Source organism: Arthrobacter sp. 05T420, from assembly GCF_056396305.1.
This window is the reverse complement of record NZ_JBFTLG010000004.1, coordinates 111,044-122,881: the sequence shown is the minus strand read 5'-3', so window position 1 is coordinate 122,881 and position 11,838 is coordinate 111,044. Positions and strand designations below refer to the sequence as shown.

Annotated in this window: 8 protein-coding genes; 7 read left to right on the top strand and 1 reads right to left on the bottom strand. The window is 65.6% G+C overall.

Translation table 11 applies throughout. From position 1 onward, the window contains the following. Positions 1–24: 24 nt before the first annotated feature. Positions 25–1,260: an NAD(P)/FAD-dependent oxidoreductase gene (locus AC1DEM_RS05725; RefSeq protein WP_476883544.1), complete on the bottom strand. Its 1,236-nt coding sequence runs from the start codon at positions 1,258–1,260 to the stop codon at positions 25–27. A 241-nt stretch (positions 1,261–1,501) separates the two neighbouring features. On the opposite strand from AC1DEM_RS05725, the gene AC1DEM_RS05720 reads away from it, so the two are divergent. The 7 genes from AC1DEM_RS05720 to AC1DEM_RS05690 all read left to right on the top strand — a co-directional run bounded on the left by AC1DEM_RS05720 (position 1,502) and on the right by AC1DEM_RS05690 (position 11,819). After that, complete coding sequence (locus tag AC1DEM_RS05720; protein WP_476883543.1) at positions 1,502–1,852, top strand: bifunctional 3-phenylpropionate/cinnamic acid dioxygenase ferredoxin subunit; 351 nt, start codon at positions 1,502–1,504, stop codon at positions 1,850–1,852. Between the two features lie 44 nt (positions 1,853–1,896). Next, positions 1,897–2,871 carry a formyltetrahydrofolate deformylase gene (gene purU / locus AC1DEM_RS05715; protein ID WP_476883542.1) on the top strand — a complete coding sequence of 325 codons (975 nt, stop codon included), beginning with the start codon at positions 1,897–1,899 and terminating at the stop codon, positions 2,869–2,871. A gap of 70 nt (positions 2,872–2,941) precedes the next feature. After that, on the top strand, positions 2,942–5,449 hold the full coding sequence (locus AC1DEM_RS05710; RefSeq protein WP_476883541.1) for a GcvT family protein: 2,508 nt from the start codon (positions 2,942–2,944) through the stop codon (positions 5,447–5,449). A 58-nt stretch (positions 5,450–5,507) separates the two neighbouring features. Beyond that, positions 5,508–7,205, top strand: a complete 1,698-nt coding sequence (betA, locus tag AC1DEM_RS05705; RefSeq protein WP_476883540.1) for a choline dehydrogenase — start codon at positions 5,508–5,510, stop codon at positions 7,203–7,205. Beyond that, entirely contained in the window at positions 7,202–8,755 is a 1,554-nt protein-coding gene (locus AC1DEM_RS05700) for an aldehyde dehydrogenase family protein (RefSeq protein WP_476883539.1), read from the top strand. The genes betA and AC1DEM_RS05700 overlap by 4 nt, the downstream gene beginning before the upstream one ends. Then, positions 8,752–9,786, top strand: coding sequence for a quaternary amine ABC transporter ATP-binding protein (locus AC1DEM_RS05695; RefSeq protein WP_476883538.1), 1,035 nt, complete (start codon positions 8,752–8,754; stop codon positions 9,784–9,786). The genes AC1DEM_RS05700 and AC1DEM_RS05695 overlap by 4 nt, the downstream gene beginning before the upstream one ends. Next, positions 9,786–11,819, top strand: a complete 2,034-nt coding sequence (locus AC1DEM_RS05690; protein WP_476883537.1) for an ABC transporter permease — start codon at positions 9,786–9,788, stop codon at positions 11,817–11,819. The genes AC1DEM_RS05695 and AC1DEM_RS05690 overlap by 1 nt, the downstream gene beginning before the upstream one ends. The last annotated feature ends 19 nt before the right edge of the window (positions 11,820–11,838 follow it).

Genomic DNA, 11,838 nt, shown 5'->3' with positions numbered 1-11,838 from the left:
GGACGGGTTGTATACGGACAGGCTTCAGGACGCGACGGCGGCCCCCACCAGCGCGGAGGCGTCCGCACAGGCAGCCTGCCCGCTGGGCTCGCCCAGTGACCTGGCGGGTGAGGCGAGCAGGCGCCGCCACTTGGTGAACAGCCGCGGCTGGTTCATCCCGAGGACCGCCACCGGGACGTCCCCGCGGTAGTACACGGCAAGACAGCTATGCGTCAGGACGTCGCCCACTTCGATCTCCAGCCGGTCGTAGCCGGCGCAGTGGCCTGCGAACTGCAGCTTGACGCCGTGCTGGTCTGACCAGAAATAGTGCGGCTTGGCCGGCCTCGGCGCGGCGTCAGGGTCCAGCAGCGCCTCAACGGCCAGTGCGGCACGCTCCAGGGCACCGGTCCAGTGCTCCACCCGGCGGTGCGTGCCCGCTACCTGATCGAACCAGGCGGCGCAGTCCCCCACGGCCGCGATTCCGGGGACACCGGTGCGGCCCATGGCGTCGCACAGAACGCCGCCCCGAAGCTCGAGGCCGGAACCCTTCAGCCACTCCGTGTTTGGCTCGGCTCCAATGCCGACCACCACGACGTCGGCGCCCACATAGCGTCCGCCGGCCAGCCGGAGTCCGGTGACGTTGCCTTCGCCACTGTAGAAGTCCTCGATTACTGCGGAGGAAATGAGTTCCACGCCATTGGCGGCGTGAAGCCCCGCCACCACGCCGCCCATCTCCGTACCGAGCTGGCCCGCGAACGGGACCGGCTTGGTGTCGATCATGGTGACTTCCATGCCTCGCGATGCGGCGGCCGAGGCAACCTCCGCGCCGATGAAACCGGCACCTATCACGGCCATCCTGCTCCCGGACACTAGCTCGGGCGCAAGGCTCTGTGCGTCGGCGAGGGTACGCAGGGTGAAGACGTTGAATAGCCCGGCCAGGGTGGGCAGCTGCCTGGCCCTCGCGCCGGTGGCAATGACAATGCCGTCCGCCTGCACGGTGCGGCCGTCCATAAGGAGGATAGTCCGCGAGGAAGCATCCAGGGACACAGCCTCTGTGCCCAGGACCCATTCAGCCTGGAGCTCGTCGGCGTCGGCCTCCAGGAACAGATCCTCCGCCGTGACAGTACCCAGCAGGAAGTCCTTGGACAGCGGCGGCCGGTCATACGGACGGTGCGGCTCATCGCCAATGATGACCAGCCGTCCGGCGAAGCCTTGGGCGCGGGCTGCCCGTGCGGCCGAAAGGCCTGCCAGGGAGGCTCCGACAATCGCAAGCGTCTGCACTCGACGCCCCCTTTCAATTGCTTCTTACGCAACAACAATCGCTATATGCAACAGAGTGATCCATGCCACGCGCACTGTCAAGGGTCTTCCGCCGGAAGACAAGGGTCCGCAATAGAGGTGAAAAGTCTTGACAACCGATGTGAGCTACCGCACTCTGTTGCTTATTGCGATTGCTGTTGATCACTGCGGAACAACCCTCCGGCGGTTGCACAGGGTCCCCCCACGGAAATGAGGTCCATCCATGCACAAGGCATGTCCGCTCAGCGAACTGGCACCGGGGGAAGCGCTCCGCCTGAACACGTCCCCGCCTATCGCGGTGTTCCACACGGAAGACGGCGAGCTTTTTGCCCTCGACGACACGTGCACCCACCAGGACGCCTCCCTGGCCGACGGCTGGGTGGAGGACTGCTGGGTCGAATGCCCGCTGCACGCTTCCCGGTTCAACCTGCGCACAGGCGGCGTGGACGCCCCGCCGGCCAAGCTGCCGGTCCGCCGGCACGAAGTCAGCGTGATCGACGGCGACATCATGATCACCGAATCCGACGAGGCACCCAACCTTCCACCCGGCCTAACGGTTAACGGCCACGTCTAGAGACCACCAGGCAGTGCTCCCTTTCAAGCAAAGAGGTGAAGTTCTTGACCCTACAACTGAGCAACGAGCTGCAGGACCGGACACATCCCGCATCCGACGCCGGCCAGCCACCGGCAGCAGCCAGGCAGCGGGCGGCGCCGTTCGTCCTCACCGTTGCCTGCCCCGAACGAAGCGGAATCGTCCACGCCGTGTCCAGCTTTTTGGCCATGCGCGGCTTTGACATTGCCGAACATCAGCAATTCGACGACCACGTCAGCAACACACTCTTCCTGCGCACCGCCTTTACCAGCACGTTGACCGGCTCCGCCGGCCCCACGGGTACCGGTGCGGACTGCGGGCACAACACCGCCGCTTCCCTGTCCGCCGACTTCGCGGAGATCGCCGGCGAGTTCGGCATGTCCTATAGCTTTCATGACGAGAAGCCGCAGCGCATCCTGGTGATGGTCTCCAAGTTCGGCCACTGCCTCAATGACCTCATTTTCCGCTGGCGCGCCGGGAGCCTGGGGGCGGACATCGCCGCGGTCATCTCCAACCACGAGGACCTGCGCCCGATGGCGGAAAATGCTGGGCTTCCCTTCATCCACGTACCCGTGACGGCGTCCACCAAACCGCTGGCGGAGTCCCGGCTCCTGGAACTAGTGGACGAATACGACGCGGACCTTGTGGTGCTGGCCCGCTACATGCAGGTACTGTCCGACGGCCTCTGCGGTGCACTCCACGGCCGGGCCATCAACATCCACCATTCTTTCCTGCCCGGGTTCAAAGGGGCCAAGCCCTACCACCAGGCCTATGAACGCGGCGTGAAGGTGGTCGGGGCCACCGCCCACTACGTCACCGGCGACCTCGACGAAGGTCCCATCATTGAGCAGGAAGTCTTCCGGGTGGACCACGGCGTGGACCCGGATGCCCTGGTAACGGCAGGCCGCGACGCCGAAGCGATCGCGCTCTCCCGCGCGGTGAAGTGGCATTGCCAGCACCGCGTCCTCCTCAACGGCACCCGGACCGTCGTCTTCCGTTAGAGCCACCCCGTAAGCCCTCAAACGGGGCGCCCCACGCACCACGCAGCAAGCAAAGAACAGGAGCTTCCGTATGAGCGCTACACCCCGCGTCGTAATCATCGGCGCCGGCATTGTCGGTGCGAATCTGGCCGATGAATTGGCCACCCGAGGCTGGACCAGCGTCACCGTTTTGGAACAGGGACCGCTCAACCTCGCCGGCGGCTCCACGTCGCACGCGCCCGGACTGGTGTTCCAGACCAACCCCTCCAAGACGATGACGCAATTCGCCGCCTACACCGTGGACAAGCTGCTCTCCCTGAGCGACGAGGGTGTCGGCTGCTTCAACCAAGTGGGTGGCCTGGAGCTTGCCACCACTCCAGAACGGCTGGAGGACCTCAAACGGAAGCTCGGCTACGCAACCTCATGGGGCATCGAGGGCAGGATCATCGATCCCGATGAGTGCAGCAAGCACTATCCGCTACTGAACCAGGACTTGGTCCTAGGCGGCCTCCATGTCCCCTCCGATGGCCTCGCCTCCGCCGCCCGCGCCGTTCAGCTGCTGATCCGCAAAGCTACGGCAGCCGGCGTCAGGTTCATCGGATCAACTCCGGTGACCGGTATCGAACAGTCCGGTGGCAAAGTATCGGGGGTTCAGACTCCCGACGGCGTGGTCGCGGCGGACATCGTCGTTTCCTGTGCCGGCTTCTGGGGCCCAAAGATAGGCGCCATGGCAGGCATGGCCGTGCCGCTGCTGCCGCTGGCCCACCAGTATGTCAAGACCACCTCTGTGCCGAAACTCGTGGGCGCCAACCTGAGCGCTAACCCCATGGACCCCTCCGACGGCGCCCGCATGCCGATTCTCCGGCACCAGGACAAGGACCTCTATTTCCGTGAGCACGGGGACAGGATCGGAATCGGCTCCTATGCCCACCGCCCAATGCCCGTGGACTTGGACCAGCTACCAGAAGTGGCGCCAGGGCAGATGTCCGAGCACCGCATGCCTTCCCGCCTCGAATTCACCGAGGAGGATTTCCTGCCCTGCTGGGAGGACAGCCGGCTACTGTTGCCCGCCCTCCGCGGCGCGGAGATCGCCGACGGCTTCAACGGCATCTTCTCCTTCACCCCGGACGGCGGCCCATTGATCGGGCAGGCGCCGGAGCTTGAGGGCTTCTACGTCGCAGAAGCGGTCTGGGTCACGCACTCCGCCGGCGTAGCCCGCGCGGTAGCCGAATTGCTGATCGAAGGCCAGTCCCGCACCCCGCTCCACGAATGCGAGGTATCGCGGTTCGAGGCCCTCCAAACGGCTGAGAGCTACGTCAGCGAAACCTCCCAACAGAACTTCGTCGAAATCTACGACATTCTGCATCCCCTGCAGCCGCGCGAGTCCCCCCGGAACCTGCGCGTCAGCCCTTTCAATTGCCGCCAGAAGGAACTGGGAGCCTTCTTCCTCGAGGCCAGCGGCTGGGAGCGCCCGCACTGGTTTGAGGCAAACCGCCCGCTCCTGGACGAGCTGCCGCCGGAATGGCAGGCGCCGGACCGCGGCCCCTGGGCGGCCATGTTCAGTTCCCCCATTTCCTCGGCCGAGGCGTGGAAGACGCGAACCGCCGTCGCACTTTACGACATGACGGCACTGAAACGGTTGGAGGTTTCGGGCCCCGGCGCACTGGCGCTGCTGCAGCGGCTCAGCGCCGGCCAGATCGACAAGAAGCCAGGCGCCGTCACCTATTGCCTGCTGCTGAACGACGACGGCGGGGTGCGCAGCGACATCACAATCGCACGGCTGGACGAGGAGACGTTCCAAGTGGGCGCCAACGGCAACATTGACCTCGACTACTTCACCAGGGAGGCCCGCAGGCAGAGCGCTGATGAGGTCAGCCAGTGGGTCCAGATCCGCGACATTACGGGATCCACCTGCTGCATAGGACTCTGGGGGCCGCAGGCACGGGAAGTTATTGCCAAGGTCAGCACCGATGATTTCACCAACGACGGTCTTCGTTACTTTCGAACCAAGCAAGTGCGGATCGGCGGCCTCCCCGTAACGGCCATGCGGCTGTCCTATGTGGGCGAGCTGGGCTGGGAGCTGTACACCACCGCTGAACATGGTCTGAAGTTGTGGGATCTCCTCTTCGAAGCCGGCCAGGAACAGGGCATCATCGCCGCTGGGCGCGGCGCCTTCAACAGCCTCCGTCTGGAAAAGGGATACCGGCTCTGGGGTACGGATATGACGCCCGAACACGAGCCTTACCAGGCAGGATTGGGCTTCTCGATCGCCAAGAACAAGGATTCTTTCGTGGGTGCCGAAGCTCTCGCCGAACGCCGGGCGCAGCCGCCTGTCATGCAGCTGCGCTGTCTGACGATCGACGACGGCACCTCGGTGGTGCTGGGCAAGGAACCCGTGTATGTCCAGGGTGAAGCCGCCGGTTACGTGACCAGCGCGGCCTACGGCTACACGGTGAAGCAGCCGATCGCTTACGCCTGGCTCCCGGCCACGACCTCGGAAGGCGATGCCGTGGAGATTGAATACTTCGGCACCCGGGTCGCCGCAACCGTCACCGCGGAGCCGCTGGTGGATCCGGGGATGGAACGCCTGCGCGGCTGAACCGGACCACCTGGCCCTTCGAAATGACTCCCAGACCACGCCCAAGGAGATTTACCTCATGACGAACGAGAGCTACGACTACGTGATTGTCGGCGGCGGAAGTGCCGGATCTGTCCTGGCGGACAGGCTAAGCGCCGACGGAACGCACACGGTGCTGGTCCTTGAAGCAGGCCGCAGCGACTATCCGTGGGACCTTTTCATCCAGATGCCGGCGGCGCTGACCTTTCCTAGCGGCAACAGGTTTTACGACTGGCGATACGAGTCCGACCCTGAACCCCGCATGCACGGCCGCAGGATCGCCCACGCCCGCGGCAAGGTGCTGGGCGGTTCCAGCTCCATCAACGGCATGATCTTCCAGCGCGGCAATCCCCTGGACTACGAAAGGTGGGGAGCGGACGCCGGCATGGAAACCTGGGACTTTGCGCACTGCCTGCCCTACTTCAAGCGCATGGAAACCACGCTGGCCGCAGCTCCGGACGACGACCTGCGCGGTCATGACGGGCCGCTGGTTCTGGAGCGCGGGCCCGCCCGCAATCCCCTGTTCCAGGCTTTCTTCCGTGCCGCCGAGGAAGCGGGACACCAGCGCACCGATGACGTCAACGGCTACCGCCAGGAGGGCTTCGGCCCGTTCGACCGAAACGTGCACAAGGGCCAGCGGCTCTCGGCGTCACGTGCCTACCTGCGCCCCAATAAGGGCAAGAAAAACCTGACGATCCGAACCCGGGCGCTTGCAGCCAAGGTCAATTTCGACGGCACCACGGCCACGGGAGTCACGTACCGCCGGAACGGCCGGCTGCACACGGTCAACGCGAAGGAAGTGGTGCTCTGTGGCGGCGCCATCAACACGCCCCAGCTGCTGCAGCTCTCCGGCATCGGAGAATCCGCACACCTTTTGTCGCTGGGCATCAAGCCGGTGGTGGACCTGCCGGGAGTCGGCGAAAATCTCCAGGACCACCTGGAAGTGTACGTCCAGCACTCCTGCAAACTGCCCGTGTCCATGCAGCCGAGCCTCAGCCTCTGGCGCTACCCGCTGATCGGACTCCAGTGGCTGCTCGGTCGCAAGGGTCCCGCGGCCACCAATCACTTTGAAGGAGGCGGATTCGTCCGCTCCAACGACGACGTCGCCTACCCCAACCTGATGTTCCACTTCCTGCCGGTCGCTGTGCGTTACGACGGCCAGAAAGCCGACGCCAAGCACGGCTACCAGGTCCATGTGGGCCCCATGTACTCCGACGCCAGAGGGAGCCTTAAGATCACCACCACGGACCCCGCCGCGCACCCGTCCATGCAGTTCAACTACCTGTCCACGGACCAGGACCGGCGCGAATGGGTGGAAGCAATCCGGGTCACCCGCGACATCCTCTCCCGACCGGCCCTCGCGCCCTACAGCGGCGGCGAACTCTCCCCCGGACCCTCCGTCCAGACCGACGAGGAGATACTCGACTGGGTGGCCCGGGATGCCGAAACGGCGCTCCACCCCTCCTGCACAGCCAAGCTCGGCCCGGCCACGGACCCCCTGGCCGTGGTGGATCCGCTGACCATGAAAGTCCATGGCACCTCGGGGCTCCGCGTCGCGGACGCCTCCGCAATGCCCTACGTGACCAACGGCAACATCTACGCCCCGGTGATGATGCTCGCCGAAAAGGGCGCCGACCTCATCCTGGGACGGGCTCCGCTGGCACCAGAGTACGCGGACTTCTACCGGCACGGTTCCGCTATGGCTCCCGAAGCCGCACAGAGCCTGGACCGCGCATGAGCGGCGTTCAGGTTGCCGGGATCGAAGGCCCGACCGTGCTGGACCAGGAAGCGGCCTTCCCGCGGGGCCTGTTCGTGGACGGCCGGTGGAGCGAATCGAGCGCCGGGAGAACGCGGATCATCACGTGCCCAGCGGACGCCAAAAAAGTCGCCGAGGTTGCCGAATGCACGGCCGCCGATGCCGAGGCCGCGGTTGCCAGCGCCCGCAGGGCATTCGACGGCGGCGCGTGGCCCGGCACCAGCGAGAAGCAACGTGGACAGGTTCTGCTCCGCACCGCCGAACTGCTGGAACGCGACAAAGCGCTTTACGCCCGGACCGAAGCCCTCGACACCGGCAAACGCTACGTCGAAGCGGAATACGACATCGACGACATCGCCGCATGCTTCAGGTACTACGGCGGCGTCGCCGGAACGGACGCCGGCCGCGTGATCGATACCGGGGTACCGGAAACGATCAGCCGCGTGGTCCACGCCCCTGTGGGTGTGTGCGGGCTCATCACGCCATGGAACTACCCCCTCCTGCAGGCGTCCTGGAAGGTGGCCCCGGCCCTGCTGGCCGGCAATACCTTCATCCTGAAGCCCAGTGAACTGACGCCCTCCACCTCCATCCTGCTGATGGATACCCTCCTCGAGGCCGGGTTGCCGGCCGGGGTAGCCAACCTCGTCACGGGCACCGGTCCCGTCGTCGGCGCAGTCCTGAGTGAAAGCCCGGACGTTGACCTGGTCTCGTTCACGGGCGGACTGGCCACCGGGATCAGCATCATGAAGGCAGCAGCCACCACGGTGAAACGGGTCGCCTTGGAACTGGGCGGGAAGAATCCGAACATCGTCTTCGCCGATGCCGACCGCGAGTCCGCCGTGGACAACGCCCTCACCGCCGTGTTCCTGCATTCGGGTCAGGTGTGCTCGGCCGGAACCAGGCTCATCATCGAAGAGTCGATTCACGACGAATTCGTGGCGGAACTGGTGCGACGTGCGCAGGCCATCCGGCTTGGCGGCCCCTTCGACGAGTTCGCCGAGACCGGACCGTTGATCTCCGCCGCGCACCGGGACAAGGTCCATGCCCACGTCCTGGCCGGCGTAAACGAAGGTGCCAAGCTTCTGTGCGGCGGCTATATCCCCGACACCGGGGCGATGGCACTCGGCAGCTACTACCCTCCCACCATCCTGGACGGTTGCCGCACCTCGATGAACGTCGTCCAGGATGAGTCGTTCGGACCAGTTCTGACCGTGGAGACCTTCAACACTGAGGCCGAAGCCATCATTTTGGCCAACGACACCGCTTATGGACTGGCCGGCGCCGTCTGGACGCAGGACGGGTCGCGCGCGCAGCGCGTGGCCGGGGCCCTCCGGCATGGCACGGTGTGGATCAACGATTACCACCCGTACGTTCCGCAAGCAGAGTGGGGTGGTTTCGGCAAGTCCGGAAACGGCCGCGAACTGGGGCTCCAAGGTCTGGCGGAGTACCGGGAAACCAAGCACATCTGGCAAAACATCAACCCTAAGCCCAGCCACTGGTTCAAGCCTCCACAGGCAGGAGTACAGCAATGAACAGTCCCGATATCTCAGTGCGCAACCTTTGGAAGGTCTTCGGCCCGGGGGGTGACAAGATCCCCGGCAACCCGGAACTCTCGGCCCTCAACTCCGCGGAACTGCTTGAGCGCACCGGCTGCGTGACCGCCGTCCGCAACCTGAGTTTCGACGTCGCCAAGGGCGAGGTCTTCGTGGTCATGGGACTTTCCGGATCCGGCAAATCCACCCTGATCCGCTGCCTGACCCGGCTGATCGAGCCCACCTCCGGGCAAGTCCTGGTGGACGGCAAGGACGTCCTGCAGGCAGGAGTTGCCGAGCTCCGCGAACTGCGCCGGCGCAAGATGTCCATGGTGTTCCAGCATTTCGGCCTCCTCCCCCACCGCACCGTGCTGGACAACGTCTCCTACGGTCTGCAGATCCGCGGGACTGCCAAGAACGAACGCTACGCCAGGGCCCGTGAAATCATCGAACTCGTTGGCCTCAAAGGCTACGAACAGCACTACCCGGACCAGCTGTCCGGAGGAATGCAGCAGCGCGTCGGCCTCGGGCGGGCCCTGGCCGGCGATCCGGACACCATCCTCTTCGATGAGCCCTTCTCCGCACTGGATCCGCTCATCCGACGGGACATGCAAGCCGAAGTCATCCGGCTGCACAAGGAAATGGGCAAAACCATGGTGTTCGTGACCCACGACCTCTCCGAGGCGCTCAAGCTCGGCGACCGCATCCTGATCATGCGCAACGGCGAGACGGTCCAGTGCGGCACCGGAGACGAACTGGTGGGCTCCCCGGCGGACAAATACATTGAGGACTTCGTGTCCGAAGTCCCCCGCGCAGACGTCCTGACCCTGAAGTGGATCACCCGGCCCGTGGCGGCCGGAACACCGGCCGATGCGCCGGTCCTCAGCTCCCGGATGATAATCCGGGATGCCATTGCGGCGGTCATGCACTCCTCCTGCCCCGTCCTGGTGGAAGATGGCGGCAGGATCACGGGGCAGATCGACCGCGACAGCATCCTTTCGGTGCTGCAGCCCACGGAAGCAGCGGCCTAATGTCTACACTCGTCCGGGATCGGGCAGCGGCGCAGCCCGCACCTGCCCCCGCCCGTGAACCCCGCCGCAGGCCCAGCCGGCGCACCATCCTGCTCGGGGGCGCCGCCGTCGTCTGGATCCTGGGGTTCCTCGTCCTGCGCGGAACATCGACCCTGACCTTGCCCGCCTCAGAGCTGACGGACCTGCACCGGTCCCTAAACCAGTTCAACGCCTGGGTGGCAGCCAACCGGGCGGACAATCCTGTCTTCCTCTACGTTTTCACTCCCCTGCGTGCCGCCGTCGACGCCGTAGCCAACCTGTTCATCACCCTCTTTGCCGCCAGTTCCACGGGCCTGCGCCTGCCGGAGATCGGCTGGCTCGGAACCGTGGGCCTGCTGGGCTGGATCGCCTTCGCGATCGGCAACGCCCGGGTCGCGCTGCTGACCGTCGCCGTCTTCGTGTTCTTCGGACTTCAGGGCCTGTTCCTCGAGGCCACCTACACGTTCGCCCTCGTCCTCACCGCCGTGCTGCTGACCCTGCTGGTCGGTATCCCGCTCGGCGTCGTGTCCGGCGTGTCCGGCCGGGTTGCCAAGGTGATCACGCCGGTGCTGGACTTCATGCAGACGCTGCCCACGTTCGTGTACCTGGCCCCGCTTGCCCTGGTCTTCCTGATCGGCCCGGCGTCGGCCGTCATCGCCACCGTCATCTACGCGGCACCGCCCGTTATCCGCCTGACGGCCCACGGCATCCGCTGCATCCCGGAGAACACCCGCGAGGCCTCGGATTCGCTGGGCACAACGGGCCTGCAACGGCTCGTCACCCTGCAGCTGCCCATGGCCCGCCGCACCATCGTCATGGGAATCAACCAGAGCACCATGGCGGCACTGTCCATGGTCACCATCGCGGCACTCATCGCAGCACCCGGCCTTGGCCAGGTGGTAGTCCGGGCACTGCAATCGCTCGACGTCGGCACGGCCGTCAACGCCGGGCTCTCCATTGTCCTGCTCGCGATCGTGCTGGACCGGGTGACCACCGCCGCCAGCCGCCGTGCGGAACCGGGGGCGGCCCGGAACCGCAGGGTTTCCCGCAGGACGAGGTACATCCTCCTGGGCGCCACGCTGGTGCTTGCACTGGTCATGGTGCAGTTCTCCCGGACCCTGCTGTGGGCTGCGGCGTTCCCGAAAGAGCTCAACATCGGCCCGGCGATCGTCCAAGCCGTCGGCTCGGCCAGCCAATGGATGCAGGCCAACCTGTCGCTGTTCACCGTGTCCTTCCGGGAAGCCGTCACCACGGGGATCCTTAACCCGTTCCAGTCTCTACTCACGGACACCCCCTTCTATATCCTCGGCGCCGTCATAGCCATTGCCGCCTACGCCCTCGGCGGCTGGAAGCTCGCGGCCCTGACCACGGCCTGCCTGGGCGTGATCATCTACCTCGGCCTCTGGAGCGACTCCATGGTCACCCTGGCCGGAACCCTGGTGGCCACAGTAGTGGTCATGGTCCTGGGCGTCATCTTCGGAGTGGCCATGGGCCGGTCCGAGCGGGTGGACCAGATCATGCGGCCCGTGCTGGACGCAGGCCAGACCATGCCGGCCTTTGTGTACCTGGTTCCGTTCCTGGGACTCTTCGGCGCCACCCGCTTCACCGCGATCATCGCCGGCATCATCTACGCCGCCCCCGTAGCCATCAAGATCACGGCCGACGGCATCGGCGCGATCTCCCACACTGTGGTCGAAGCCGCCGTTGCCAGCGGCTCCACTCCCTGGCAGGTCATCACCAAGGTCCAGCTTCCGATGGCCAGGCAGACCCTGGCCCTCGCTGCCAACCAGGGCCTGATCTATGTCCTGGCCATGGTGGTGGTCGGTGCGCTCGTGGGCGCAGGCGGCCTCGGGTACGACGTCGTCGCTGGCTTTGTCCAAAGCGCGTTGTTCGGCAAGGGCCTCGCCGCAGGCGTTGCCATCGTCTTCCTCGGCATCCTGCTGGACCGGATGACCCAGGCTGCCGCGGCCACCCCGGCGCGGAAAATCCCCTCGCCCAAAACCTCGACAACCTAACCGCATAACCGCCCTGCGC